At 46.1% G+C, this 25,285-nt stretch carries 26 protein-coding genes; 12 read left to right on the forward strand and 14 right to left on the reverse strand.

What is annotated here, in order from left to right; all coding sequences use genetic code 11:
• The first annotated feature begins 39 nt into the window (after nt 1–39).
• The 3 genes from putP (at nt 40) to RH46_RS15885 (ending at nt 2,503) form a co-directional block, all read left to right on the forward strand.
• On the forward strand, nt 40–1,527 hold the full coding sequence (gene putP / locus RH46_RS15880; protein ID WP_006880530.1) for a sodium/proline symporter PutP: 1,488 nt from the start codon (nt 40–42) through the stop codon (nt 1,525–1,527).
• Between the two features lie 220 nt (nt 1,528–1,747).
• The gene (locus RH46_RS21865) at nt 1,748–1,927 is read left to right on the forward strand and encodes a hypothetical protein (protein WP_241210063.1); all 180 of its coding nucleotides are present in this window, start codon (nt 1,748–1,750) and stop codon (nt 1,925–1,927) included.
• 99 nt (nt 1,928–2,026) lie between these two features.
• Nucleotides 2,027–2,503, forward strand: coding sequence for an Lrp/AsnC family transcriptional regulator (locus tag RH46_RS15885; protein WP_004744557.1), 477 nt, complete (start codon nt 2,027–2,029; stop codon nt 2,501–2,503).
• Nucleotides 2,504–2,540: 37 nt separating this feature from the next.
• On the opposite strand, the gene RH46_RS15890 is transcribed toward RH46_RS15885, so the two are convergent.
• The 4 genes from RH46_RS15890 to RH46_RS15905 all read right to left on the reverse strand — a co-directional run bounded on the left by RH46_RS15890 (nt 2,541) and on the right by RH46_RS15905 (nt 5,830).
• Nucleotides 2,541–3,245 (reverse strand): DUF445 domain-containing protein, encoded by a 705-nt coding sequence (locus RH46_RS15890; protein WP_006880532.1) that lies wholly within the window; start codon nt 3,243–3,245, stop codon nt 2,541–2,543.
• Between the two features lie 119 nt (nt 3,246–3,364).
• The gene (locus RH46_RS15895; protein ID WP_006880533.1) at nt 3,365–3,793 is read right to left on the reverse strand and encodes an acyl-CoA thioesterase; all 429 of its coding nucleotides are present in this window, start codon (nt 3,791–3,793) and stop codon (nt 3,365–3,367) included.
• Nucleotides 3,794–3,952: 159 nt separating this feature from the next.
• On the reverse strand, nt 3,953–4,288 hold the full coding sequence (locus RH46_RS15900; RefSeq protein WP_006880534.1) for a hypothetical protein: 336 nt from the start codon (nt 4,286–4,288) through the stop codon (nt 3,953–3,955).
• Nucleotides 4,289–4,396: 108 nt separating this feature from the next.
• Nucleotides 4,397–5,830 carry a methyl-accepting chemotaxis protein gene (locus tag RH46_RS15905; RefSeq protein ID WP_006880535.1) on the reverse strand — a complete coding sequence of 478 codons (1,434 nt, stop codon included), beginning with the start codon at nt 5,828–5,830 and terminating at the stop codon, nt 4,397–4,399.
• A 274-nt stretch (nt 5,831–6,104) separates the two neighbouring features.
• Between RH46_RS15905 and RH46_RS15910 the strand changes: the two genes are divergently transcribed.
• The 3 genes from RH46_RS15910 to RH46_RS15920 all read left to right on the forward strand — a co-directional run bounded on the left by RH46_RS15910 (nt 6,105) and on the right by RH46_RS15920 (nt 7,510).
• The gene (locus RH46_RS15910; protein WP_006880536.1) at nt 6,105–6,560 is read left to right on the forward strand and encodes a GNAT family N-acetyltransferase; all 456 of its coding nucleotides are present in this window, start codon (nt 6,105–6,107) and stop codon (nt 6,558–6,560) included.
• A gap of 237 nt (nt 6,561–6,797) precedes the next feature.
• Nucleotides 6,798–7,154, forward strand: coding sequence for a hypothetical protein (locus tag RH46_RS15915; protein ID WP_006880537.1), 357 nt, complete (start codon nt 6,798–6,800; stop codon nt 7,152–7,154).
• An 8-nt stretch (nt 7,155–7,162) separates the two neighbouring features.
• Nucleotides 7,163–7,510 carry a GlpM family protein gene (locus RH46_RS15920; RefSeq protein ID WP_006880538.1) on the forward strand — a complete coding sequence of 116 codons (348 nt, stop codon included), beginning with the start codon at nt 7,163–7,165 and terminating at the stop codon, nt 7,508–7,510.
• A gap of 34 nt (nt 7,511–7,544) precedes the next feature.
• Here RH46_RS15920 and RH46_RS15925 read toward each other — a convergent pair whose 3' ends face one another.
• The 5 genes from RH46_RS15925 to RH46_RS15945 all read right to left on the reverse strand — a co-directional run bounded on the left by RH46_RS15925 (nt 7,545) and on the right by RH46_RS15945 (nt 12,410).
• Complete coding sequence (locus RH46_RS15925) at nt 7,545–8,384, reverse strand: energy-coupling factor transporter transmembrane component T family protein (RefSeq protein WP_006880539.1); 840 nt, start codon at nt 8,382–8,384, stop codon at nt 7,545–7,547.
• A complete protein-coding gene (locus RH46_RS15930; RefSeq protein WP_006880540.1) occupies nt 8,381–10,069 on the reverse strand; it encodes an ABC transporter ATP-binding protein in 1,689 nt (562 codons plus the stop codon). The genes RH46_RS15925 and RH46_RS15930 overlap by 4 nt, the downstream gene beginning before the upstream one ends.
• A gap of 6 nt (nt 10,070–10,075) precedes the next feature.
• The gene (locus tag RH46_RS15935; protein WP_006880541.1) at nt 10,076–10,624 is read right to left on the reverse strand and encodes an ECF-type riboflavin transporter substrate-binding protein; all 549 of its coding nucleotides are present in this window, start codon (nt 10,622–10,624) and stop codon (nt 10,076–10,078) included.
• Nucleotides 10,625–10,899: 275 nt separating this feature from the next.
• Entirely contained in the window at nt 10,900–12,030 is a 1,131-nt protein-coding gene (locus RH46_RS15940; RefSeq protein WP_006880542.1) for an HlyD family secretion protein, read from the reverse strand.
• Nucleotides 12,030–12,410 carry a DUF3302 domain-containing protein gene (locus RH46_RS15945; protein WP_006880543.1) on the reverse strand — a complete coding sequence of 127 codons (381 nt, stop codon included), beginning with the start codon at nt 12,408–12,410 and terminating at the stop codon, nt 12,030–12,032. Before RH46_RS15945 ends, RH46_RS15940 begins: the two co-directional genes overlap by 1 nt.
• 143 nt (nt 12,411–12,553) lie before the next feature.
• Between RH46_RS15945 and RH46_RS15950 the strand changes: the two genes are divergently transcribed.
• A complete protein-coding gene (locus RH46_RS15950) occupies nt 12,554–13,444 on the forward strand; it encodes a DMT family transporter (protein ID WP_006880544.1) in 891 nt (296 codons plus the stop codon).
• Nucleotides 13,445–13,446: 2 nt separating this feature from the next.
• Here the strand turns inward: RH46_RS15950 and RH46_RS15955 are convergent, their stop codons facing one another.
• The 4 genes from RH46_RS15955 to deoD form a co-directional block, all read right to left on the reverse strand.
• Nucleotides 13,447–15,027 (reverse strand): diguanylate cyclase domain-containing protein, encoded by a 1,581-nt coding sequence (locus tag RH46_RS15955; protein WP_006880545.1) that lies wholly within the window; start codon nt 15,025–15,027, stop codon nt 13,447–13,449.
• The gene (locus tag RH46_RS15960; protein WP_006880546.1) at nt 15,011–16,495 is read right to left on the reverse strand and encodes a tetratricopeptide repeat protein; all 1,485 of its coding nucleotides are present in this window, start codon (nt 16,493–16,495) and stop codon (nt 15,011–15,013) included. The genes RH46_RS15955 and RH46_RS15960 overlap by 17 nt, the downstream gene beginning before the upstream one ends.
• 126 nt (nt 16,496–16,621) lie before the next feature.
• On the reverse strand, nt 16,622–18,091 hold the full coding sequence (locus tag RH46_RS15965) for a hypothetical protein (RefSeq protein WP_006880547.1): 1,470 nt from the start codon (nt 18,089–18,091) through the stop codon (nt 16,622–16,624).
• 60 nt (nt 18,092–18,151) lie between these two features.
• Nucleotides 18,152–18,862 carry a purine-nucleoside phosphorylase gene (deoD, locus tag RH46_RS15970; protein ID WP_005470284.1) on the reverse strand — a complete coding sequence of 237 codons (711 nt, stop codon included), beginning with the start codon at nt 18,860–18,862 and terminating at the stop codon, nt 18,152–18,154.
• 352 nt (nt 18,863–19,214) lie between these two features.
• Here deoD and RH46_RS15975 point away from each other — a divergent pair, with 352 nt between their 5' ends.
• From RH46_RS15975 to RH46_RS15990, 4 genes are read left to right on the forward strand one after another with little or no spacing between them, the layout of a single operon-like run.
• Nucleotides 19,215–20,165 carry a YbgA family protein gene (locus tag RH46_RS15975; protein ID WP_006880548.1) on the forward strand — a complete coding sequence of 317 codons (951 nt, stop codon included), beginning with the start codon at nt 19,215–19,217 and terminating at the stop codon, nt 20,163–20,165.
• The gene (locus RH46_RS15980) at nt 20,155–20,946 is read left to right on the forward strand and encodes a MerR family transcriptional regulator (RefSeq protein WP_006880549.1); all 792 of its coding nucleotides are present in this window, start codon (nt 20,155–20,157) and stop codon (nt 20,944–20,946) included. Before RH46_RS15975 ends, RH46_RS15980 begins: the two co-directional genes overlap by 11 nt.
• Nucleotides 20,947–20,950: 4 nt before the next feature.
• A complete protein-coding gene (gene phrB / locus RH46_RS15985) occupies nt 20,951–22,378 on the forward strand; it encodes a deoxyribodipyrimidine photo-lyase (RefSeq protein WP_006880550.1) in 1,428 nt (475 codons plus the stop codon).
• Nucleotides 22,368–23,273 carry a L,D-transpeptidase family protein gene (locus RH46_RS15990; protein ID WP_006880551.1) on the forward strand — a complete coding sequence of 302 codons (906 nt, stop codon included), beginning with the start codon at nt 22,368–22,370 and terminating at the stop codon, nt 23,271–23,273. Before phrB ends, RH46_RS15990 begins: the two co-directional genes overlap by 11 nt.
• Before the next feature lie 54 nt (nt 23,274–23,327).
• On the opposite strand, the gene RH46_RS15995 is transcribed toward RH46_RS15990, so the two are convergent.
• On the reverse strand, nt 23,328–23,576 hold the full coding sequence (locus RH46_RS15995; protein WP_006880552.1) for an Lpp/OprI family alanine-zipper lipoprotein: 249 nt from the start codon (nt 23,574–23,576) through the stop codon (nt 23,328–23,330).
• A gap of 346 nt (nt 23,577–23,922) precedes the next feature.
• Between RH46_RS15995 and RH46_RS16000 the strand changes: the two genes are divergently transcribed.
• Nucleotides 23,923–25,266 (forward strand): DEAD/DEAH box helicase, encoded by a 1,344-nt coding sequence (locus RH46_RS16000; protein ID WP_006880553.1) that lies wholly within the window; start codon nt 23,923–23,925, stop codon nt 25,264–25,266.
• Nucleotides 25,267–25,285: the final 19 nt, after the last annotated feature.

Genomic DNA, 25,285 nt, shown 5'->3' on the forward strand with positions numbered 1-25,285 from the left:
CATTCAGGGAAGGCGATCTTTTAAAAGAGGACAAATCACATGGAAAATAGCTTTGCTATTACAACCACGTTTATTGCGTATCTGGTATTGATGCTGGCAATTGGTGTCATTGCATACCAGCGTACAAAAAACTCAAGCGACTACTTTCTTGGCGGTCGTTCATTAGGCCCTTGGCCTGCGGCGCTTTCTGCAGGTGCATCGGACATGAGTGGTTGGCTTCTACTTGGTCTGCCGGGCTATGCCTACGCAGCGGGTATCGAAGCATTTTGGCTAGCAGGTGGTCTACTTGTAGGTACTTGGTTGAACTGGTTAATCAACGCTAAGCGTCTTCGTACGTACAGTATTACAACTGATGCGCTAACATTACCAGAATTCCTGTCACGTCGTTTTAACGACAATTCAAAACTGATTCAGGTTATTTCTGCTTTCTTTATCCTTTTATTCTTCCTTTTCTACACAAGTTCAGGCTTGGTAGCGGGCGGTAAACTATTTGAAACAGTCTTTGGCTTAGATTACACCACTGCGGTAATCATCGGCACAGTATGTGTCGTTTCTTACACACTATTTGGTGGTTTCCTTGCCGTATCATGGACTGACTTAGTTCAGGGGCTGTTAATGGCTGCTGCACTTATGATTGTTCCTATCGCAGCAATGGAAGGTGGTTTCGGTCAGCTTGGTGGCGATCTCGAATCTATTAACCCTCAACTACTGACATTGTGGAACGACTCTAAAGGTGAGCCTCTGTCTGCGATAGCGATTATTTCGCTGGTTGCGTGGGGTCTGGGTTACTTTGGTCAGCCACATATCCTGGCTCGTTTTAAAGCGTCTCGTTCAAACAAAGATCTCACAACGGCTCGCCGCATCGCGGTGATCTGGACTGCCCTGTCTATGGTTGGTGCAATGCTAGTTGGTCTTGTTGGCCTGGTATACGTGACTAACTCAGGTGTAAGCGTTGATGATGGTGAGAAGATCTTTATGTTGCTGGTTAACTCGCTATTCCACCCAGTAGTTGCAGGTATTCTACTTGCGGCGATTCTGGCTGCGGTAATGAGTACAGCGGATTCACAATTACTTGTTTCTTCTTCGGCTTTGGCAGAAGACTTCTACAAGCAAGTGTTCAAGAAAGATGCAAGCTCTGAAGAGATCGTAATGGTTGGCCGTATTGCTGTAGTAGGCATCTCTGTCGTTGCGTTAGTTCTAGCGATGACGCCAGATAGCTCTGTACTAGGTCTGGTTTCTTACGCTTGGGCTGGTTTTGGTGCGGCATTTGGTCCTGCGCTAATCCTAAGCCTGTACTGGGAGCGCATGAACCGCAACGGCGCACTAGCGGGTATTCTTGTTGGTGGTATTACCATCGTAGTATGGAAACAGCTATCTGGTGGCTGGTTCGATGTTTACGAAATTGTACCGGGAATCATCTTCTCAACGATTTCGATTGTTGTGGTAAGTCTGATGACTGGTGAGCCGGAACAAACAGTAAAAGCTCAGCATGCGAAATTCAAAAAGCTGCTGGTTGAACTAGACTAATTCCTGCACGTTCTAATAAAAAGCCCCTATTTTAGGGGCTTTTTGTCTTTATATTGGCTATTAATTGAACTTGTCTCACGTTTTGTAAACTAATGTTTGAATTGAGTGAACTCTCAGTTCCAGAATGTGTCTGTTATCAATAAAGCTAACAGTTAGGACGACCCAAATGCCACACTTACACTGCCATTGCTGCAATAAAAAAACTGCACATAAAATTGTAATGAAGCGTTGTGAAACGCAACATGATTCGGTAGTGAAACATTTGGCGAGTTTTTTCGCGACGGTTTTCCAGGGTGACCACTATGTCAAAATGGAGAAACAGGCTTTTTGCCGCGTCTGCAATACTCAAACTGAAGTGTCGACTCAACAAGACGCATTTTCAGGCGTAAAAATCGCGTAACCTTCACAAAATTCTGGTTTATTCCGTTATTGCTATCAGTGGCAGGGTGCTTTTGTTTTAGAATGGACAAAGTATCTATAGCAACACTATGAGCTATTCATGGATTTAGACAGAATTGACCGTGAGATCCTCCGAGCCTTAAATCTTAAGGGTCGACTTCCTATTGTTGAACTTGCCAAACAAGTCAACTTAACCACATCCCCTTGCTCTGATCGGGTTAAAAGATTGGAAAAAGAGGGCTACATTACTGGTTACCATGCTGAGCTCAACCCGGAAAAACTAGGGTTGGATGTTCAGGTGTTTATCCACATCCGGTTAGATCAGACCAGTTTTTCTATCTTTGAAAAGTTCGCTCAGGCGGTGGCAGATATGCCAGAGATCGAAGAGTGTTACTCGTTATCCGGAGATTTCGACACCATGATTAAAGTGCGGGTTAAAGATATGAAAGCGTATCAGAACTTTATGTCGACTAAGCTGGGAACTTTACCTGGTGTGATTCAGACTCGCAGCGAAGTAGTGATAGAAGAGCACAAGACCAGTTTTGGCGTCAATGCGGACCTGATTTCTAAGTTATAAAAAAGGAAGCGTCTAGCTTCCTTTTTTATCTGTGAGATTAGGCAACGAACGAAGAAATTACGCCGATAATGCCGCCGAACACCCCACCCCAAACGACTAGCCAGCCAAGGTGCTGTTTAATCATTTTCTGAACGATTTCTTTGACCAGTTTTGGTGTCAGTTCACTAAGACGTTGATCAATAATGTTCTCAACATTGGTACGGATCTCATCCATCATCGCGGGTGCTTCAAATTGTTCTTTTAAGGCATCTTTGATGGTGTCACTTTGGCTCATGTCGACAATGGCTTCTTTCATCTTGTCGACAAATGGCTGTTTCATCGGTTGAAGAGCTTCAGTACCGCCAAACATTGCCAGCATCCCGCCAAACTGAGAGTTAGCGATCACTTCGACCAGCGAATCAAACGTTGGATTAAAGTCAATTTTCTCAATCACAGGCTCAAGGTTTAACGACTTTCCACCAGCCATTTCTTTACTAAGAAACTTGTCGATGTTTTCCTGAGTGAAAAATTGCTCCATCATCAGAGTCTTAATCGCAGCTTTAAATTCTTCAAAACGGGCTGGAATAACACCAGAGCCATACAGTCCCGGAACCTTTTCAAACAGCATATGGATAGCGAGCCAGTTAGTGATTGCTCCCGAGAAAGCAAATAAGCCTGCATAGAAAGCGATTTGATTGTCTGCTTGATAGCCGCCTGCGAGAAGCGCGAGTGCGATAAGATTGGTAAGTAAGCTCTTGTTCATTGATAAATAGGGTGATTATTTACGATGGCGTGCAGTATATACCAAGACAAATATTAGATGACATACAAATTGCCTGATCGTAGTGAATATCGAGTCAAACAAGAGTGAGGAACCAAGCCTCACTTTTCTTCAGTCGACAGAATGGCTTGTTTGATCTCATCAGGAATAGAAGCTTTGGTGTGATGTTGAAAGTCAAACATCACGCAGGTGGCCGAACCGACAGTGGTCACCTTACCTGTTGTCTTGCTTACTATGTGATATTCCATAGTGAAGCGATCATCTTGCAAATCGGTGACACGAGAACCAATCAACAGAGTGTCTGGGTAGGTTACAGGAGCTTTATAGCGGCACTCAGTGTGACCGAGTACAGGACCTATATGGCTCTGCTTTAGATTCACCAGCAGATTGATTTTTTTGAAATAGTCGAGTCGGGCAGTTTCAAAGTAGCGAAAATAAACCGCGTTATTGACGTGCTGTAGGGCGTCCATCTCTCCCCAAGCCACCTGAATCTCCGTGATGGTGGCGAAATCTGCGAGTAGTTCATCCATGTCTAACCTCCTTAAATTGAGCAATTATTCTAGTGGCTAAGCGAGGCGATGTGTTGGATTTGTTATCAGTTTGTGATCCTAACTGTAGTTCATGGTTTGTTGCTCAGGTTTCACTTTCGCGGAGGGTAGGAGTGTAATGCCTATTTATCGCTGCCAACCTTAGTTATCGTAAGGTACTTCAGTGAGCCGCCACATCTTGATGGTATGTTGCGGATTGGTACATTTACCCAGCAAAATCTGATACTTGGGATCGTAGGGATCGCCAATATAGGTGGTGCGGATAAGCTCACCCGTTTTGAGATCTATTTGCGTGACGGTGCGTCCCTTAAAGTTTTGCAGCACAATGAACTGCTCACTCTCATACACCAGTTGTTCTTTGTAAAACCAAAAGCTATCTGCGGTCTGAAGCAGTGTGCATTTTAGCGGTAGAGGGCCAGATTGTTGACCGGAGGCCGGATTGGTCAATAACAGTACATACAGTAGGATACTGCTCATAATGTTACCCTTATCCTGAAATTAAACTCTCATAAGTATAGGTAACAGCGGGGGTGTTGGTGGGGCTTTTATTGCGATAAAAACAAAGGGCCCGCAGGCCCTTCTAGATTATTGAGTTTGATAGCTTTTTAGAATGTCTGCCAGCGATACTGATGCTTGGGTTAGATTTGCCACACCCATTGATGATTGTTCAGCAACGTTGCGAATGGTATTAGACTGAGTACGAATATCGCTCAGTTCAGAGGCAATATCATTGGCGACAGCACTCTGCTCCTCTGCAGACGTTGAGATCTGGATACTCATATCCTTGAGCGAACGGGCTGACTCAGAAATGGATTGCACGTCACTACCAATATCAGCAACGATTTCACTGCTGGTTTGCGCTTGACTTACCGTCTGCTCGGTAATTGAGGCAATACTGCGGGTCTCCGACTGAAGTTTTTCAATCATTGACTGGATCTCTACCGTTGCAGCCTGAGTGCGTCCCGCAAGAGTACGGACTTCATCAGCAACGACGGCAAAGCCACGCCCTTGTTCACCCGCTCGTGCGGCTTCAATTGCGGCATTAAGGGCAAGCAGGTTAGTCTGCTCAGAAATCGCATTGATGGTAGTGATCACTTCATTAATTTGAGTGGTGTTATCTGTCAGACTTGATACTGACTCAGATGCCTGACCGATATAGTCTGAGAGTTTGTTGATCTCACTGATCGCCGACTGAACGCGTTGATAGCTCTGGTCGATATGGTCTGAATCGCTTTCTGTTTGCGAAGTGGACTGTTGCGAGATATGAGTCACTTCTTTTGCAGAAGCGGTCATTTGTTCCATTGCTGTCGCAACAGAGTCCAGAGATGCGTACTGTTGGTTGATCTGCGTTTCACTCAGTTTCATTTCCTGTTCAAATGAGGCCGAGGTTTCACTTAAAGTCGTGGCATTCTCTTTTACCGTTACCACCAGCTCAGTCAGGGTATCCATCGCTTTATCAAGAGCACAGCCGATGGTACCGAATTCGTCACGGCCAGGATGGAAGCCAAGGCGAGAAGTCAGGTCACCTTCACCGATACGCTGAGTGGTGGTGTAAAGAACCCACAGAGCGCCACCAAGAAAGGTCGCAACCCAGTAGCAGAACAGCGCAAATGGCAGTGCCCACAAGAAACTAAGTGCAAAACTGGTCAGGGCCTCAGATTTAAGCTGTTGCAGATCGTTAGTTCGGTTCAGGGTTAGCTGATAGATTTGCCCGTCTTGGGCTTTGGCTGTGGCTGTCACAATACCGTCATTGTATGCCGCAGGCTGCAGACCATTGATCTGTTTTACATTGGAAAGTGCATTGAGTTGCTGCGGGTCAGCAACCTTGGCCATTGCATTGATTTGTTGTTCAGCAGTGGAGCGGGCAGTTTGTTCAAACGTGTCTAATGTCTGAGTATATCTTCCACCAGCCAGAGCCGCTACGGCTACAATGAATATGGCAAAAATGGCCCACATCTTATCGTTGATCGACATTTTGATGAACAAGCGATCTATCGTTCGAAACTCTACTTCTTTCATACTTGGATTCCTATTCCGTCTATGCCGGAAGGCTTACAGTTATTTTGTAAAAATCTGATTACAAATTTATCGGCACAAGGTGAAGAATTATGAGTTATTGGTCTCAATAATATGTAAATATAATCCCGTTTTATACGCATAATGTGAACACGATCTGATTTGGTTCTCAAATGACGCCAAATACGACTAGCGTAGACAGGCTTTCATATGCATCTGAATACTCTTGGTATCAATATTGCTGTATCGGCAGAATATCTGATAACAGAGAGTCGTAATGGAAATAAAAACGGGATTATTAGAACACCCTCAAGTACTGGCGTTACTAGAGCAGCACCTGGCAGATATGAATGCTACTTCACCCGCTGAGAGCGTCCATGCGCTGGATGTCTCCGCGTTAAGAGATCCTCAAGTGACGTTTTGGACTGGATGGAAAGAGGGGGTACTGCTAGGCTGTGCTGCACTAAAACAGCTTGATGCACAACATGGTGAAATCAAATCTATGCGTACTGCAACCTCTGCGCGCAGTCAGGGTGTTGCGTCTTCTATGCTCAGGCATGTGCTCGGTCATGCGCGCGACAATGGCTTAACACGCGTGAGTCTGGAGACGGGGTCAATGGACTTTTTTGCTCCTGCCCGTGCTCTTTATGAGAAATATGGTTTTGAGTATTGCGAGCCTTTTGCTGATTATACGTTGGATCCCAATAGCCAATTTATGACGCGCACTGTTTAATATTCTCCATCTCGCGCGAGAGGGAAGCGTGCCATGGTTTGGTGCGCTGCTGCACCGTCTTGGTGCGACATTCTCTTCCGCTTGACTATAACCGTCTAGTCAACTTCTGCAATTAAAAACAAGCGATTTGCAGGTAATTTTCATCTGGTGAGAATTGAGGGGATCGCTGTGGTCGTCATATAAATTCACTGTTACTACTCTAGAACAATATCTGCACTTTATTAGGTGTTCTAGGCGATGAATTTAATTGTGAACGTTCAGAAAGGTGTGCGAAAGCATGGCTTTGAAATGGCGACGCGACAGGCTTGGCGTTGCGGTATGAAAGCCAATCTCGTTAAGCGTGTTGTTGGTGTGGCTAGAGGGCAAATTGTTTGTGTTATTGAAGGGGTGCGTCCTGAGCTATCGACAGAAATAAATAATGCACTTCATTGCGAAGAGAAGCAGGGAAGGTATGTTTTTGTTGGAGGAATCGTATGGCAACCTAATGACCTGTTAGCTCCAGGGTTCCCGGACTTTATGTTTATGCACTTACGCAATTTGGGCACTAAGCATAAATATATGACAGACGAAGAGCTGTTTCTCAATCTGGCATAGGTCATTCAATGGTTGCGTTGTTTCTGAAATGCCTTCTTGGCGCGGCTGCGGTAATGATGATTGCATTGCTGTCGAAGTCAAAGAACTTCTTTATTGCGGGCTTGGTACCTCTGTTTCCCACGTTCGCTCTGATTGCCCATTATATAGTCGGCAGTGAGCGGAGTATGGAGGAGTTAAGAGTCACCGCGTTGTTTGGGCTATATTCACTTCTGCCCTATGCCAGCTATTTGTTAGCGGTGTATTACTTTAGTTATCGTTTTAGTTTGGTCAATACACTGACCATGGCCACAGCGGTATGGATGGCGTCTGCGATGATGCTTCTGCTGCTCTGGACTAGGGGGCTCGCGGTAAGCTGAAAAAAAGCCTAGAGTTGAACTCTAGGCTTTTTAGTTAGAACGGATACCAGAATAGCTCTGTTTCTAAATAGCGCTTGATAATGGCTAACAGGACGATCACGACAATAGCGAACAGACAAATCTTGTCTGAGGTACCTAATGGTCTCGCGCTGTACCAGGAACGAGTATTGTGACGTCCAAAACCACGCAACGTCATTGCGTTGGATATCTCGTCGGCACGGTCCAGGCTCGAAAATATCAGAGGTCCAAGGATCTTGGCTACATTTTGTAAGCGTTGCATTAAAGGCGTGTTCTTCGATATATCAAGACCACGAGCTTGCTGAGCGTGCATGATGTTAACGAAATCGTTCTTAACCTCAGGAAGGTAGCGTAGTGTCAGACTGACCGCATAAGCAATCTTATAAGGTACACCGATGCGGTTCAGGCTGGCAGCAAACTCGGTAGGGTGAGTAGTAAAGACGAACACCAACGCAATGGGAAACATGCTGAAATATTTCAGTGTTACGGTAACCAAATAAAACAGAGTCTCCTGAGTCAGTGAATAGTCACCGGGCAAATTCAACAAAACAGTACTTGTACCGATGTACTCACTGCCTTGCTGTGGAGCGAGCAAAAACATAAACAGTGCATTAAGCATCAATACGCTTGCGGTACCAATCAGCAGTGGCTTATAGACCTTAAACGGAACCTGTGTCAGCTTAAGCAGGTAGAGACCCGTCACAATGAGTAATCCGATCAGGCGAATATCAAATGTGGTCAGAACCACAGTGACCCAAGCCATAAATAAAGCAAACTTGGTGATGCCGTTTAGCGCATGCAGAGGTGATTTGGTATCGACATAGCTGATACCAAACTTCATTTTTGAAGCTTTCATGCGGCATCGCTCTCTAGTTGAATGAAGTACTGCATAAAGGCGTTTTTATCTTCTACTTCTAAATGTTGTGCCAAATCGTACAGGCTAGTGGTGGTGAGGTTAGCCTTGTCCAATAGTTGTGGTTGACTGAATACTTCTGTCATCGGCGCATCAGCAATCAGCTGACTGTCTGAAATAACGATTGAACGGTCGGTATACTCAAGCACCAGATGCATATCGTGCGAAATGATCATAACGGTGATACCCAACTGGATATTCAACTGACGAATAAAGTTCAGCATCGAGGTATAGTTGCGATAGTCCTGACCAGCAGTCGGTTCGTCAAGAATGAGCAGCTTTGGCTCTAACGCCAGAATGGAAGCGATAGTGACACGCTTCTTTTGCCCATAACTCAGCGCTTCGATTGGCCAGTTACGGTATTTACTCAGACCACAAAGCTCTAATGTTCTCAGAACCTTAGCTTCAACATCTTGCTCAGACAGCCCTTTGTTGCGCAGACCAAAGGCAATTTCATCGAAAATCATATGATGCGAAATCATGTGATTCGGGTTTTGTAGTACCACACCAATCTGCTGACTTCGTTCAAAGATAGACAGAGTTGAAATGTCTTCACCTTGTAGTGAGATAGAGCCCGAATCTGGTTCGATCACACCCATGATCAGCTTAGTCAGAGTTGATTTACCCGAACCGTTTTTTCCCAGTACAGAGATGAACTCACCTTTAGTAATATCAAACGAGACATTTTCCAGTGCGTTCTTTTCCCCATCGTAGGAGTAGCTGAGATCTTTGATGCTCAGCAGAGTATCACTGCCATGTGTGTGAGCTATCGCTTGTGCTTGCCAGTTAGCAAAGTGTTGTTTGTAACCTGAGATCGGCATTGCGTCCATCGAGGCAAAAGCTTGCGTTTGTTCAAGAGGGCATTTAGCCGCTTTAAGCGCTGTTAAATATAACGGTTCACGAATGCCGTGAACCTCTAACAGAGGCGATGCCAATAACTCATCCGGACTCATGTCTGCGACGATTTCTCCTTGCTGCATCAGGATCACTCGATCGACCGGGCGATGAAGAACATCCTCCAGACGGTGTTCGATGATGATGACGGTTTTACCCGTTTCACGGTGCAGTTGGTCGATGATCTCGATTGTTTTGCGGCTGGTTTTAGGGTCCAGAGCGGCAAGCGGCTCATCAAACAGCAGTGTGTCAACATCGTCGACGAGAATACCAGCCAAAGAGACACGTTGTTTTTGACCACCGGATAGATCATGAGGCGAACGCTGCAACATGTCTTCTAGTTCGACCATCTTTGCGGTTGACTGGACAATCGGGTACATCTCGATGTTTGAGGTAAGTTGATTCTCCAGTGCGAAGGCGATGTCTTCACCAACACTCAGACCTACGAACTGGCTATCGGTGTCTTGTAACACAGTGCCAACTTGCTCGGTGTAGTGGTGCAGATCGAGTTGAGTTGATGGCTTACCATTTAGCAGTAGCTGGCCTGTCGTTTCGCCTTTGATGGCGTGCGGGATCAGACCATTCAGACATTGACCAAGGGTAGATTTACCACTACCACTTGGTCCGATAATGACGATTTTCTCTCCTTTCTCTATCCTTAGATTGATATGTTTTAGTGTCGGTTTATCCAGTGACTCATATCTAAAAGAGAAGTCAGAAAATTCAATGGTCATTATCTATTAAGCCTCAGTCAGGTTGCGGCTTTGCTTGTTGCGCTTCGCGACAGACTTAAGGATAAAGTAACCCACTACGGCGATAAGTACCGTGTTGCCTGCTGCGATAATTGTTAGCTGAGTAAAGACTTTAGTAAATGGTTCGGCGTAAAGAACCGTGTCGAGTAATGCCGAGCAGCCGTAGCCGAATACGTTACCAACCAGAGCGAGGAGCACGAAAAGGATAAAGTCTTTGTTGTCGAAGTGGCCGTTAGCAATGCGTTGCTTAGTCAGCATAGGGAAGAAGCCAATCACCATACCGACGATACCTGAACCCAATACCCATGTTAACCACACGCCCCAGCCGGCAAACAGGTCTGTTACCCAGTGACCAATAAAGCCAACAAGGAAACCAACGACAGGGCCGAACAAAACTGAGAATAGAGCAAGTACAGCCATTGCAGGTTTAAGTGTGGTGTTGGCGAAGACTGGAATACCAAACATAGGTAAACCACCAATGCCGTATAGCGCTGCACCAATCGCGATAACCACAACGGTTTTTGCTGAAAAGTTCATAGATAACCCTTTGTATGAAACCCATCTATCACATAGTTGAAGCAATAGGTTAACAACCTGATAAATGGCAATAAAATTATGAAAGAACGGTATTACAGGGACTTGTAATTGGTTGAGTTTTGTACACCTGTAGACGCAAGGCGCAGATTATACCTGTAGAGTTAAAGATTGGAAAGCTAACTATCTGGATGGCTAAAAAGGAAGTAAACAATGATGAAGGAACGTATCGGTTAGAAACGAATCAGGCCTCTGAGTGAGGCCTGATAGAGAGTGGATTAATGATCCAGATAGAGATAGTTTTGCCAGCTCTTCATGCGGATTAGCACTTTGCGCATTATCGATACATGAGTGAACTTATCTGAATACACCGCTACTTCAACAGCGGTACCCATTGGTAGTTGGTAGTCAGTAAGGTCATCGGTGATTTTTAGAGTCACAAACACTCGACCACTGGTTCTTAGTGCTTCAGTACCAAGTAGACTACCGCGAGTCTGGAACTGACTTTCGCCAATCGCAGGTAACACATCAATGACTTCACCTTTAAACACCTTACCGGGCAGAGCTCTGAACAAGAACTCTGCCTCGTAGCCTGGTTTTAGCCTTTGCAATGAGTTTTGTCTGAATGCAGCGGTATAGATCTTTTCTTCGGTATGAACAAAAGTCATGACAGGAGCCAATGGTAGTGGCACGGCCATTACCCCTGGTCGTAGTGCCAACTGAGTGGCAAAACCGTCGGTTGGTGCTCTGACAACGGTTTGTTCCAGATTGAACTCAGCTTTACGAAGCTCTGCTAACAGGCGTGCGACAGTGGTGTTTTCACCGCCAATCTCAGAGTTGAGTGCCAGTTCGGCCTGTTCAACACCCGCTTCCGCTGCTTCTACTGCAGCTTGCGCTGCTTTGTAAGCCTGACGACGAGTATCAAGTTGTTGCTCGGTGAACGCGCCTTTATCGAAACCACGTTGATAACGTGAAAACTCGCGCTGAGCCTTGTCTCGTTCTGCAATCGCTTGTATTTCTGTGGCTTTAGCTGCCTGAAGTTTCGATTCCAGACCAAGAGCGCCCTGACTGGCTTCTTTGATCTGAGCTTCAAGCTTGGCGACTTCTGCCTGATAAGGAATTGGGTCAATTCGGAACAAGATATCGCCTTGTTGCAATGGTTTGTTCGCTTCTACCGGAACTTCAATCACCTTGCCACGAACACCAGAGACAATCGGGGTGGAAGAGAAAACCTGATTACCTAACTGAGTAAACGGATGGTTAAAGTTCATCAACAGGATCAGTGTACCAATCAGGACAACACCACCAAGTACGGCAGTAGGGACTGTCCATTTATTGAGTGGAATATTGAAGACTTTAAAGATGGTGATACAGAGTGCAGCGTAAGTCAGAATGAGTAGTAAATCCATTATTGCTCCTCCTTCTTACCGTTCTCGTTCGGTGCTTGCTGGTGGCCTTGTGCTTTTAGACTCGCAATCTCTTGTTCGAGTTGAGCAACCTGATCGATAAGAGTGTTTACACGATGATGGATGTCATGTTGCTCTTCTTCGAGTCTTTGGAATCCCCAACCGCGCTCTTTACGCCAGATTGTTGCCCAGATCCAAAGAAATGGCCAAATGGCATGTAGCGTAAACAGGCTGACCCAGCCAGCATAGTGAATAGCGTCCTGATGAGGGTGCCCGCGCTCTTTGGCGATTTCGTAGGGAATATCGTGAATAACGATAATGCCATAGAAGATGACGAGGGCAACAAAGACCAACAGCCCTAAGGCGAAGTAGTCTAAAAACATAGCTAAGTCCTTGTAGTTGTGTTTCTAAATTTAAATCGTACGGCGGTTGAGTCATAAAGTATAGAAATAAAAACAACAAATTAGCGATTATTTGGTTACAATTTTGTCGAAAATAAAGCGACGACAACATTATGCGAGGGATGATGGGTTTTCAGGGAGAGATGGCGGCGATTGGAGCCGCAATCGCATGGGCGGTAGCCACATGGATATACAGTCAGTTTAGTCACCGATTTTCCGCGCTGCAGCTTAACATTGTTAAAGGGGTGATCGCGTCGGCGATGATGCTGATGGTACTTCCCTTTGAAGGGGCAGTCGAACCGTCGATCGAGACTCAGCACCTTATTATTCTGGCGGTTTCTGGGGTAGTGGGCATTGCGATTGGTGATAGTGCCTATTTTGCCTCTTTAAAACGTATTGGCGCCAATAAAACACTGTTGATCGAGTCGTTAGCACCGCCACTCTCCGGCGTGTTGGCGCTCCTTGCGCTGGGTAGTGTACTTTCAGTGCAAAGTTGGTTAGGCGTTGTAGTGACTACCCTGGCTGTTACCTTTGTTATCTTTCAACCTAGCGAAGCAAACTCTGAAATGAGTTGGTCAGGCGTCGCATTTGGCTTGCTAGCCAGTGTGTGTCAGGCCTCTGGTGTGGTTATCTCCCACTATGCATTGGTCGCCGGGGATCTACCGCCGCTGCTGGGAGCATTTATTCGTCTTACTGTAGGTGTGTTGGCGGTCATGGTGGTGATCAATTTGTTTGAGGCTAACCCATATAAAGGAATCAAACAGCACTTAAAAGAGCTCACACCTGGCGCCTTGCTATGGCTGATAGGGGCGATATTCGTCGGTACCTTTCTTGCCTTGTGGTTGCAGCAAGTGGCGCTCAAGCACGCTAACCCAGCTATCGCGCAGACACTGATAGCCACCAGTCCACTGTTTATTTTGATTATTTATCTAATAAAAGGTCAGCGTGTTAGCGCGAAAAGTGCCTTAGGTACATTAGTGGCTGTCGGAGGGATCTCACTGTTCTTTGTTCAGTGAACCTATTCAGTGCAGACTTGGTTGCGGCCATTAGCTTTAGCACGGTAGAGCGCTTTATCAGCGCGATAAAACGTTCTTTGCGTATTTTCACCTTCACGATGAAGGGTAATGCCGATACTGACGGTTAGGCCCCGCTCTCCAAGAATGTTTTGCCAGCCGAAATTGAAAATACGCTCTCGGTAGTTTTCCGCATGCATCTCTGCTTGTTCGAGGGTTGCGCGTTCAAGGATAACTAAGAATTCCTCACCGCCAAAGCGCACACATGACGCACCGCGGAACTTAAAATAAGCGGAGAGTTCATGAGAGACATTGACGATGGCTTTGTCACCGACCAAATGGCTTAACTCATCATTAATCGATTTGAAGTGGTCGATATCAACGACCATCAAAGCGAATGGCACATCATGCAGCAACAGATCTTTGAGTTTGACATCTAGCCAGCGGCGATTGTGCAGACTTGTCAGAGGATCGGTAAACACGTCCTGCTGGAGTTGAGCCACCGTGTGTTTCTGGCTCTCAGTTGTCTCTTTTAACTCGCGGTTCTCTTGTTCAGACAGGATCAGTTTCAGTTGCAACTCAAAACGAGAGAGGCGTCTTAACTGACTGGCGCCCAGTTCACCAATAGGGATCTTTTTCATCAGATCACTTTCAATGCGATAGGCTTTTTTCTGATACTCTAACGCGCTTTTGAAATCGTCTCGTTGGGCGCAAACCTCGCCCAGCGCGTTGCATAACTGCAAATTGAGGATTGGCGAAGCGTACTGCTTAATTCTCTTACGAGTCGATTCCAGTACCCAGTTTGCAATATGAGGTTTATTGACCTCACTCAGACAGGCTGCAAGCTCTAGGCGTATCATATTCGACAGCCAAACTGAGTGAATGTTACCCGTCGTGTATTGCACGTTCCCCAGACAGCGCATGGCTGAATCGAGCTGTTTGTTTTGTCGGTATAGCTTCGCTTGATAGAGGAGTATTTGGCCTGACAGGACTTTGTCACTGACCAGAATACTCAGCTCTTCACACTCTTTGATGAGGTCATTGGCAGCGGTGACACGATTAAGCTCGATATAACAGGCCAGCATATAGAGTTTGTATCGCAAGCGTAGTGAACGGCTGCTGATTGCATGATCGATACTGTCGACCTTCTGGTAATAACGTAGCGCCCGGTTGTGGTCGCCATAGGAGTCACACAAGTTGCCCATGCCAATCACCGCAAGAACATAGGCATCGATAAAGCCGTTATCTACCGCTATGGTTGACGAAGAGATATATTCGTTGAGCGCACCGTGGTAATCACCGTTTTCGACCAGTTTGTCAGCCAGTGCGTTGCGAACTTCTAAGATAAGCTCCGCATCTTCTGGTAACGTCAGGTAACCTAACGCCTGCCTTAATTCATCGATGCTTGTTTGTAACTGCTTAAGCTCGAAACGAAACTCAGCACTAATCACCAGACACTGAGCTTTCTCCTGAGAGCTGGTCGCGACATGTTGCTTGACATGATCCCAAAAAATCAGTGCCTCTTCGCCTGTGACGGAAGCAGCATCCAAACCAGAGTCAGATATTTTTTTAAGTAATGCTTCCATGGTCTTGTTCCTGCAGCTGGCTATCTTCAAGTTGCTCTAGAGTGAATGGGAAAGAAAGGATGTCCTGGTACACCACCTTAGGTAGATCTTGATCGAGGCCGCGACGATGCCATGGGTAAATCTCAATCATTTTGGCGAGGACCTGAAACACGTTGAGCGCTTCTTCGCCCTTATCTGCGAGCAGTAACCCCAGACGCTCGCTGCTTAGTCGAGCTAGCATATCCTGTTTGTTACAAATCGAGTGGGCCAGCTCTGCACACACATCAAGACAGTTAGAGTCGTGATGCTGAATGGTGATCACGGCGTGATTTGAACGTTTTAGTTCTGTTTTGAACAGCACCAGTTGTTCCCACCAATAAGTCTCAGACACCATCTGGCTTAACTGCTTGTCAGGGTCAAACTCGTGCTGGCCGCGAATTCGGTTAATCAGCTTGCGTGCGCGTTGTTCAAGTTGTCGTTTAGAGGCGCGCGCTTTATCGTTACTGACCCGAGCAGTCTGCTCACGTAGCATGCTGGTGGAGTGTTTACGATATTTCTGGAATGCTTCTAACGCGGTTTTGTAATCACCGGATTCTTCAGCCACCCGTGACTGTTGGAAGCATATTTGTGACAGCAGCTCACCATTATCAAACGAGACAGCTGAGCGCTCCGCTTCAATCAGCAGTTCAGCGGCCTTCTGTGGCCTCTTTCTCAGTAATTCGACCCTTGCGCGACTGATAAAAGAGTGCGCTTTCATCCAGGTGAGATCATGGCGAAGTGCTAACTCATGAGCCTTGCTGGTGGCTTGCTCGGCGTCTTCAACTCGCTCAAGCCCCAATAACGCCAGACCTCTGAAATCCCATACCTCTGCTTGCCAGGTTTTATCATGGTGATCTTTAAGAGCTTCCATCGCACCGTCGAGCACCGACAGCATCTCAACATAGTTGTTGAGCAGGTAAAGATCCCATGCGAGCAGAATACGGGCTTTGCCTTCCAGCCAGCCGATACGGCTGTTATTTGCCACTTTTACCGCTAACTCGTGGGTGGACTTGGCAAGATTATATTCGTGAGTAATACGCCACACGTTGCCCAGACCAATCAAAGCTTCTAACTGAACTTCGGTCTCATCAACCAGTGCCGATTGTTCTAATGCGTTGATCCAGTATTGTTGCGCGGAATAGTATTTAGCTTGCCCCCAGTAATGCAGGGCGTGGATATGGAGGATTTCTGGAAGCAGGTCATCAGTATCAAGAACGTTGAGTTTACTGTGTGCCTCTTTGATGTACTTTAAACCTTTCCGGTAGTCCATGCTGCACCAGGCACAGCGAGACATAATGACGAGACACTGGATTTCACCTTCAGGGTAAAGAATCTGCGCGGAGCGAGCGGCACATTGCTCGGCAATCGCCCACACCTTATCGGGTTCAGTTTCTATCCGCCCTTTGAGTTGCTCAATTTCGACTTCTAACAGTCGCTGGCTTTTATCCAATGAATCAATCCTTTACTGCATCAGTGTTCACATACCTAATGGTATTATATGAATTGCTAAAGAATGAACACTACTAAAAGTGCTAAAACAGAAACTGTTTACGGGCATTCGTCACATTACTGAGAATTATGAAAGTAGCTCGCGCAAAGTTAGAGGGGACTGAGTCAGCTCCAAAGTTTGAGCGGCAGTTTTACCGGTCTTATCTTGGTAGCACAAATTATGCCAAGCTCTGAATATATCCAGCATTGGCATCAGGCCGCCAGGACGTAGCTTACGTCGTGGCTCATTGATGAAACTCTCAAATAACGTTTGAAAACGATTCTGATAAAATTCGGTGCGGCGGATTGAAGCTTTGCGTAACCATTGTTTTGGCTGGTTATTATTTCCTGCCAGGTAACAAATGCCCTTCGAAGCTTGTTCGTTAGGTACAATTGCCCATCTGTCACGCCACCATCCCATATGGACGATATCAATCTTGTCGATTGGATTCTCTTCGCGCCACGCTTTATCTTCCTCAACATACATAAGGTCGATATTTTGACGCTGAATGCGAGGCAAACAGACACTCAATGCCGCAGAACGCAAAACCGGATCCTGAGGCAGGTATATTGAAACTTGACGTTCACTCTGGCATAAGTCCATCACATGCAGGAAATGAGCATAAGAAGTATAAGGAGGCCGAATAAGTGCCCCTTTCGATGGATAGTTAAATACCGTCAGGTTACCCATTGGGTCTTCAACATTGCCACGTGCCAGAATGGTTTGATACTGCTGGTCGATTCTTTCCCTTAAGTATGGGGAAGGAGTCGGTGCCGGCATATTCGCTTCAGATGAGTGCTCCCGAGAAACAAAACGGGCAGGGAACTGGTACGGATCGTGATCGACACTGCCGACAGGCTCTTCGTCTGCAGAGTAATTGACGTGCTGGCATAGTATATAGCCACTGTGTGCCTCGCCAGTTGCAATCCATAAAACGCCGTTGTTACTTTTTGGCTGCAGGGAGACATAGTGCGACGCAAGTTCATAGTTTGCTGCATGGTTGACCCATCGAGCGTCAAACATGGCCAGTTTTCTGCGACACCGGCTAGCGATGTGATCGAGGTGATCATAAAACGTCTTTGGATTGATCTCTAATTTACGGCAAATCTCTCGCACGGAGTAACCCATAAAGAGCAAACCAAGCAGGTTTTCTTGGAAGTGAAGTTTCTTGTTGGCGCCAGACCACTTATCAACAAAGGTTGATTGGCATGATTTACAGCGATAGCGTTGACGATCGCCGCTATAGCCAAAGGCATGGTAGAGGTGCTTATGTGTGTGGACGGAAAGACCAAAGTTTTCACAGTCGTCATTACGACATGCGGGTAGGCCGTCACTATGAAGGTGTCTAAGGCGGTGAAGTTCATTCAAAACTTCACGGTTGTTAAGTAAGGGGGGGAAAGCACCACACTCCCGACATACCATCGCAGGTCGCTTAGGGTTAGCATGCTGCACAACGTAACGATGCGCTTCACTCAATCCAAAGTTGTCACACGCCAATGTTTTACAAAAGTTGAGCTGTAACCCGTCTGCTTCCTGTGGCAGTTTGCCAGTAGTCACTATCTCCCCCTCGGGATATTCAGGCCACCAAAGACATCTTCGGTGGCGATAAGAATAGAATTAGATGTTGATTGCTGTTTCCAGAGCAACTTTCATCATGTCGTTGAATGACTTCTGACGCTCTTCTGAACTTAGCTTCTCGCCACGGATGATGTGGTCAGAAACCGTTAGGATAGTTAGTGCTTTCGCGCCTAGGTCAGCGGCAACACCGTAGATACCTGCTGCTTCCATATCAACACCCAGGATGCCTAGTTTTTCCATCTTTTCGAAGATGTCAGCTTCTGGTGTGTAGAATAGGTCTGCAGAGAATACGTTACCTACTTTTACAGGAACTTCTTGAGCACGTGCCTGGTTTACTGCTTCTTCTAGCAGACCGTAGTCAGCGATTGCCGCGAAGTCGTGGTTGTTAAAGCGAATGCGGTTAACTTTAGAGTCTGTAGATGCACCCATACCGATAACAACGTCCATTAGGTTTACGTCGTCACGTACTGCGCCACAGCTACCTACGCGGATTACGTTTTTTACACCGTATTCAGCGATTAGCTCGTGAACGTAGATACAGCAAGAAGGGATACCCATACCGTGGCCCATAACTGATACCTTCTTACCTTTGTAAGTACCAGTAAAACCAAACATATTACGAACGTCACAAACTTGTTTGACATCTTCTAGGAAAGTTTCAGCGATGTACTTAGCGCGAAGCGGGTCGCCTGGCATCAGTACTGTTTCTGCGAAATCACCAGGTTGAGCGTTAATGTGTGGGGTTGCCATAGTTATTACTCCAAATTTATTAGTCAATCATGTTGCTGATTACTAATTATGTTGATTTTGAAAAATCTGTTGAGGCAATACTAGCTATATCTGCCAATACTCCATGAGAAGTATGTCACAAAAGAGCGGCTCTGTGTGCCCTTGATGTCAATTGATAACTAAATATGTTGAAACTGGTAAAGCAATCGATTCGGAAAAACGTTTGCCTTTTTTAGTGAACCAAATGAGCACAAGTTACGTAACATTTTTCAAGATTGTACAAATTTAGTTTTTGTACAGTTGTCAAAAATTATGTTAATACTTATACAATAATCTTGATTGTATAGCTTTGTTGAAAGCAAAGGAGCTCACAATGGAACAAAAGATAAAAATCGGCATCAGTTCTTGTGTATTGGGTGAACGCGTTCGTTTCGATTCAGGCCATAAAGTCAGCAAGTTTGTTACTAAGGAACTTGCGCCATATTTTGATTTTGTACCTGTGTGTCCAGAAGTTGGCTCAGGAATGTCGGTTCCCAGACCAACGATTCGCTTAGTATCTAATGAAGAACGAATCGCCTTGGTTGAAACCAAAGATCCAAATAAAGAGCATACCCAGCAGGTTATTGATTACTCCAAAGCGAAAGTAGAAGCATTGGAGCAAGAACAGTTGTGTGGGTACATCGTTTGTGCCAAATCGCCAACCTGTGGAATGGAAAGAGTTAAGGTCTACAAGAAAGGTGGTGCGGATAACATAGGCGTGGGTCTGTATACGCGTGAGTTAATGAAAAGAATGCCCTGGCTACCTGTTGAAGAGGATGGTCGTCTCAATGATCCAGTACTTAAAGAGAACTTTATTACTCGCGTCTACACTCTGCAGGATTTTTATCATTCGATGGGCGATGAGCCGAGCAGAGGAAAAATCGTCGCCTTTCATTCTCGCTACAAGCTCGTTCTGATGGCGCACCACCCTCAGTCATATAAACAGCTCGGTAGCCTTGTTGCCAATATGAAAGAGTATCCGTTAGATGAGTTCTATCTGCTGTACCGCGAAGGCTTAATGAAAGCGATGGCAAACAGAGCAAGTAGAAAGAACAACACCAACGTTTTGCTGCATATTCAAGGTTACTTTAAACGCCAGCTTGGTAAACAAGAGAAACAAGAGTTGCGACAAACTATCGATGACTACCGTACGGGTTTGTTACCATTGTTAGCGCCACTTACTTTGCTCAAGCATTATTTATCGGCCCATCCCGATCAATACCTGGCAGAGCAAGTCTTTTTCCAACCTCACCCTCAGGAGTTACGATTAAGATATGGATTGTGAAGAGAAACAGTACGCAATAAGAGAAGTTTCACAAATTACTGGTGTTAAGCCGGTGACGCTGAGAGCGTGGCAGAGGCGCTACAACCTGATCCAACCTCATCGAACTGAGAAGGGGCATCGTATTTACACCGAGCGACATGTTGCTTTGATTGGTGAGATACAGAGTTGGCTGAGCAAAGGTGTTCCGATAGGCAAGGTTAAGAATGTTCTTGAAGTGAATGATTCCAGCGAGGTTAATGAACTACCGATCGCTGCTCAGTTAACGGAAGTTCCCAGGTTATTGGAAGCGCTGGTAGCGCTGAACCAAACTAAAGCAGACTCCATTATCGGCATGGTTCTTAAGGAGTACCCGCTTGATATTGTCGAGCAACAGTTTATTCAACCAGTAGAAAAAGCGCTGTCTATGGTTCGTTTTGGATCCCGATCGCTACAGACCGGGATGATGCGAACCCTGATGGTTGCCAGGCTCAATGACATTCTGCAAGCGGAAAACAAAGCGGCTGGCAATAAGCGTGCTGCGTTGATTTGCTATGAGAGCGTCAACGACATCCAGTCACGTCTGTGGGCACTCAAACTGTCTCAGCGTGGTTTGTACATGGTCATCATAGACGGAGTCGATGAACTATCCGGGTTGATTGATCATCCTGACTTAAATGTCTATGACACTCTGGCATTATACAGCTCTAAGCCGCTCAATGCTGCGCAGACAAGTAATGTGGAGAGACTGAAACAGAGCTTTGCCGGAACACTGGTGCTGTCAGAGATGATCGAAAGCGAGTAGCTCGATGAAACTAGTATGGTTACGCAGAGATTTGCGTATTGAAGATAACCGCGCCCTGTGCTCAGCGATTGAGTCTGAGCAACCTGTCATGGCGCTGTATATTGCAACACCAGAAACCTGGCAACGACACGGGTTAGCCCCGATTCAGGCTGACTTAATAAAGCGACGTTTAGTGACACTGCAAACGGATTTGGCAACGATTAACGTGCCCCTTTATTACGCTCAGGTTGATACCTACCAACAAGCCGCCCAACTGGTCGCCGAGATTGCCAAGAGCAATTCGCTGGACGGTGTGTACTTCAATAAGGAGTACGAATTTGATGAGCAGAATCGTGATGCTCGGTTGCAAGAGCTCCTTGTGCATGCGGGGATCGCAGCGCACAGCTTCGATGATAAATGTGCTTTGCAACCAGGCAGTGTGCTTAATAAGCAAGGCCACTACTTTAAGGTGTTTACTCCTTTCAAGCGTGCTTACCTGACCCGGTTTTATCAGCAGCCGATTAGCGTCATTAGGCCTCAGCCTATTGGTGAGGTAGCGCAACTACACGGCGAGCAGGCACAATTATTCAGCGATAACAGCTCGTTTGACTACCCGACTGAGTCTAGTGCTACTTATCCTGTTGATACCAGCTCAATTATCAACCAGCTACGAGACTTTGTGGCTCACAGAAGTGAACGGTATTCAGATCTAAGGGACATTCCTTCTATAGAAGGCACAAGTCGTCTTTCACCTTACCTTGCTATTGGCGCTCTGTCCGTTCGTCAGTGTATGGCGAGGCTACATGACCAACATCCGAAGCCACTTCCCCCAGGTAGGGAGATGTGGATGAGCGAGCTGATCTGGCGTGAGTTCTACCAGCACCTTATTTACTTTGAAAGTAAACTGAGTAAGGGCAAATGCTTCCTGGAGTGGGGAGACAGGCTATCCTGGCGCAATTCGTCAGCAGATATCGATGCCTGGAAAAAAGGTCAGACGGGTTACCCGATTGTTGATGCCGCGATGAGGCAACTCAATCATACCGGCTGGATGCATAACCGTTTAAGAATGGTGGTTGCCAGTTTCTTGATCAAAGATCTGCATGTCGATTGGCATGTGGGTGAGAGATACTTTATGTCGAAACTGGTCGATGGCGATTATGCGGCGAACAACGGTGGCTGGCAGTGGTGCGCGTCTACCGGGTGCGATGGTCAGCCCTATTTCAGGATCTTTAATCCAGTGTCGCAGGGAGAGAGATTCGACCCGGACGGAGAGTTTGTTTGTCAGTGGATTCCAGAGTTAGCGGCTGTTCCTCGCAAGTTTATCCATCAGCCTTGGAAGTGGTGTAAAGCCAAGGAACTGTCATATCCTCCACCAATAGTTGATCATAAGACCGAAAGAGAGATAACCTTAAGCCTTTATAAAGAAGCTAAGGGAAATGTAGATGGTGCGTAAGTTTATCGCGCTCTTTTTCTGTATCAGTTCGCCTCTGTTCGCGGCAACGTATGACTTACCTGCAGAAGAAAGCAGTATTGTAGGCAGGACTCAATACCATAAAGTTAAAGAGGGTGACACTCTGGCGAATATCGCCAAACAGTATGATGTCGGCTTTCTCTCTTTAATGGCTGCGAATAAAGGGGTAGATCCTTTTCTGCCACCTAAAGACTACGTACTGACCATTCCTACTCAAATCATCTTACCCAATGTTGAGCGTCAGGGCATTGTGATCAATTTGGCCGAATTGAGACTCTATTACTTCGAGCCTGAGATCAACAAGGTACACATTTTCCCTGTAGGCATCGGTCGAGTGGGTCGTGATACACCTGAAATGGTGACCAAGATCAGTCAAAAGCGTCCTAACCCAACCTGGACTCCTCCTGCTTCTATTCGTAAAGAGTACTTAGCAAAAGGGATCGAGTTGCCAGCCGTTGTGCCAGCAGGGCCTGAGAACCCGCTTGGTGAGTACGCATTGCGCTTGGCTCACGGAGCAGGGGATTATCTCATTCATGGTACTAACAAAGACTTTGGTATCGGCTTAAGGGTAAGCTCTGGCTGTATCCGAATGGATCCTAAAGACATTGAGTGGTTGTTCCCGCAGGTCAAGTTAGGCGAGCAGGTTCGCGTGATTAATGAACCGATTAAGGTGGCATTAGAGCCTGACCGCAGCGTTTTCCTTGAGGCTCATGAACCTTTAACTCGCAGTGATGGCGTTAAGAAGCCTTTGATCATGCCACAAGAGCTAACATGGTGGCTGGAAGAGTTTAATCAATCAGATGTGAAGGCCCGAGCGGCGATACTTGCACAAAACGGAGTGCCAGTCGAAATTGTTGCTCCGAGCTTTATTAATTAGGTTATACAAAAAAGAAAGGGTCTGCATGCAGACCCTTTCTTTTAAAAGACGTAATTACTTAGTGTAAGACTGAGCAATGTTGTCGATACGCTCATTTGCACGAGCTGCTTCTTCTTGAGCTGCCATAGCTGCATCACCAGACTTACGAACTTCTGATTGAAGAGCTTGAACGTCTTGGCTTAGCTGGCTTACTTGATTGCTCAGCTCATCCATTTTCGCAGTAGTAGCTTCGTCTGGACCAGACGCACAACCAGCTAGTAGAAGCACAGAAGATGCTGCAGCTGCGATCAACATTTTGTTCATAAGTGAACTCCTTGCATGTATAAGTATCAATAAGAATGTCCCATACCTTTTACTGTATGGTGACGTCAATTAGTGTAGCCCTAATTTTAGGCTTCCAAAAGACAGAAAAAGTCAAAAAAACCCAAGATTTTAGGTAATTATCGAATTAGTTGACCCACGTCTCATTGGTGAGAGCAATGAGTGCAAGGCATTTAAAGTGTTATTTCGGTCGCATTAGACACAAGAAAGATTATTTTATGTGATCTCTATCCTCCTTGCGTGAATCCAGTTATCATAGCCTGTTTTTATTATTTCCGTGTTCGAAGGCACCTCATGATGCTGTGCCAGCTACACACTCAGTGATCAAATGGAGAATACTTTGCACTTTAAAGATTTAGGTTTAGACAATCGCTTACTGAAGAACTTGAAGCACTTTGACTTTAAGAAAGCGACAGAAATACAGCAGCAAGCGATTCCAGTCGCGATTGCCGGTAAAGATCTGTTGGCTTCGTCAAAGACAGGTTCTGGTAAGACACTAGCTTTTGTTTTGCCTATGTTGCACAAGTCGTTAAAAACAAAGGCATTCTCTGCAAAAGATCCACGCGCGGTGATTCTTGCACCTACTCGTGAGTTAGCTAAGCAAGTGTACGGCGAGCTGCGTTCAATGCTGGGCGGCTTAACCTATGATGCAACGTTGATCGTTGGTGGTGAAAACTTTAACGATCAGGTAAAAGCACTGCGTCGCTACCCTAAGTTTATTGTCGCAACACCAGGACGCTTAGCTGATCACCTTGAACATCGCTCATTGTTCTTAGATGGTTTGGAAACTTTGGTTCTTGATGAAGCCGACCGTATGCTTGATCTGGGTTTTGCTCCAGAGCTACGTCGTATTCACAATGCGGCTAAGCACCGTCGTCGCCAGACGTTAATGTTCTCTGCAACACTAGATCACGCCGAAGTGAATGACATCGCATTTGAGATGCTGGATGCGCCTAAACGTATCGCGATTGGTGCAGGTAGTGAAGAGCACAAAGATATCACGCAAAAGTTTTATCTCTGCGATCACCTTGATCATAAAGAAGCGATCTTAGAGCGTGTGCTGCAAGAAGCGGATTACAAACAGTTAATCATCTTTACTGCGACTCGCGCAGATACCGAGAGACTGACCGCTAAGCTCAATGAGAAAAAGCTTAAAGCTGTCGCACTGAGCGGTGGTTTAACTCAGACTCAACGTAATACGATTATGAGTCAGTTTGAGCGCGCGGTATTTAAAATCCTTGTGACGACAGATATTGCGTCTCGCGGTTTAGACATTGCTAACGTTACTCACGTGGTTAACTTTGATATGCCAAAGCACACAGAAGAGTACGTTCACCGTGTAGGTCGTACAGGTCGTGCAGGTAACAAGGGTGATGCGGTATCTCTGGTTGGCCCGAAAGACTGGGACAGCTTCAAGCGCGTAGAAGCCTTCCTTCAGCAGGATCTTTCTTTCTCTGAGCTTGAAGGTCTTAAAGGTAAGTTTAAAGGTCTTCGTCCTCGTAAACCGGATTACCGTGGTAAAGGCAAGTCTGCTAAGAAAGCAGCGCCACAGGCGAAGAAAACCGCCAAGAAACCAGTTAAGCGCGACAAGAGTTTCCACCAGAACGTTGCGGTTGGTGATTCAGTGTTTATTCCGAAGAAGAAAACAGCACCAAAAGTGGACGACGAGTAAGCGCTCGTTTGACACGGTC

Origin of the sequence: Vibrio brasiliensis LMG 20546, from assembly GCF_000189255.1 — a bacterium.
Classification (GTDB): domain Bacteria; phylum Pseudomonadota; class Gammaproteobacteria; order Enterobacterales; family Vibrionaceae; genus Vibrio; species Vibrio brasiliensis.

Bases quoted from the DNA above. Each gene is read 5' to 3' on its own strand.
- RH46_RS15915 (WP_006880537.1), top strand. From the start codon at position 6,798: ATGAATTTAATTGTGAACGTTCAGAAAGGTGTGCGAAAGCATGGCTTT.
- deoD (WP_005470284.1), bottom strand. From the start codon at position 18,862: ATGGCAACCCCACACATTAACGCTCAACCTGGTGATTTCGCAGAAACA.
- RH46_RS15890 (WP_006880532.1), bottom strand. From the start codon at position 3,245: ATGAACAAGAGCTTACTTACCAATCTTATCGCACTCGCGCTTCTCGCA.
- RH46_RS15885 (WP_004744557.1), top strand. From the start codon at position 2,027: ATGGATTTAGACAGAATTGACCGTGAGATCCTCCGAGCCTTAAATCTT.
- RH46_RS16000 (WP_006880553.1), top strand. From the start codon at position 23,923: ATGGAGAATACTTTGCACTTTAAAGATTTAGGTTTAGACAATCGCTTA.
- RH46_RS15925 (WP_006880539.1), bottom strand. From the start codon at position 8,384: ATGAAAGCTTCAAAAATGAAGTTTGGTATCAGCTATGTCGATACCAAA.
- RH46_RS15930 (WP_006880540.1), bottom strand. From the start codon at position 10,069: ATGACCATTGAATTTTCTGACTTCTCTTTTAGATATGAGTCACTGGAT.
- RH46_RS15910 (WP_006880536.1), top strand. From the start codon at position 6,105: ATGGAAATAAAAACGGGATTATTAGAACACCCTCAAGTACTGGCGTTA.
- RH46_RS15920 (WP_006880538.1), top strand. From the start codon at position 7,163: ATGGTTGCGTTGTTTCTGAAATGCCTTCTTGGCGCGGCTGCGGTAATG.
- RH46_RS15975 (WP_006880548.1), top strand. From the start codon at position 19,215: ATGGAACAAAAGATAAAAATCGGCATCAGTTCTTGTGTATTGGGTGAA.
- RH46_RS15905 (WP_006880535.1), bottom strand. From the start codon at position 5,830: ATGAAAGAAGTAGAGTTTCGAACGATAGATCGCTTGTTCATCAAAATG.
- RH46_RS15900 (WP_006880534.1), bottom strand. From the start codon at position 4,288: ATGAGCAGTATCCTACTGTATGTACTGTTATTGACCAATCCGGCCTCC.
- RH46_RS15955 (WP_006880545.1), bottom strand. From the start codon at position 15,027: ATGGAAGCATTACTTAAAAAAATATCTGACTCTGGTTTGGATGCTGCT.
- RH46_RS21865 (WP_241210063.1), top strand. From the start codon at position 1,748: ATGAAGCGTTGTGAAACGCAACATGATTCGGTAGTGAAACATTTGGCG.
- RH46_RS15950 (WP_006880544.1), top strand. From the start codon at position 12,554: ATGGGTTTTCAGGGAGAGATGGCGGCGATTGGAGCCGCAATCGCATGG.
- RH46_RS15995 (WP_006880552.1), bottom strand. From the start codon at position 23,576: ATGAACAAAATGTTGATCGCAGCTGCAGCATCTTCTGTGCTTCTACTA.
- putP (WP_006880530.1), top strand. From the start codon at position 40: ATGGAAAATAGCTTTGCTATTACAACCACGTTTATTGCGTATCTGGTA.
- phrB (WP_006880550.1), top strand. From the start codon at position 20,951: ATGAAACTAGTATGGTTACGCAGAGATTTGCGTATTGAAGATAACCGC.
- RH46_RS15990 (WP_006880551.1), top strand. From the start codon at position 22,368: ATGGTGCGTAAGTTTATCGCGCTCTTTTTCTGTATCAGTTCGCCTCTG.
- RH46_RS15945 (WP_006880543.1), bottom strand. From the start codon at position 12,410: ATGTTTTTAGACTACTTCGCCTTAGGGCTGTTGGTCTTTGTTGCCCTC.
- RH46_RS15935 (WP_006880541.1), bottom strand. From the start codon at position 10,624: ATGAACTTTTCAGCAAAAACCGTTGTGGTTATCGCGATTGGTGCAGCG.
- RH46_RS15895 (WP_006880533.1), bottom strand. From the start codon at position 3,793: ATGGATGAACTACTCGCAGATTTCGCCACCATCACGGAGATTCAGGTG.
- RH46_RS15980 (WP_006880549.1), top strand. From the start codon at position 20,155: ATGGATTGTGAAGAGAAACAGTACGCAATAAGAGAAGTTTCACAAATT.
- RH46_RS15940 (WP_006880542.1), bottom strand. From the start codon at position 12,030: ATGGATTTACTACTCATTCTGACTTACGCTGCACTCTGTATCACCATC.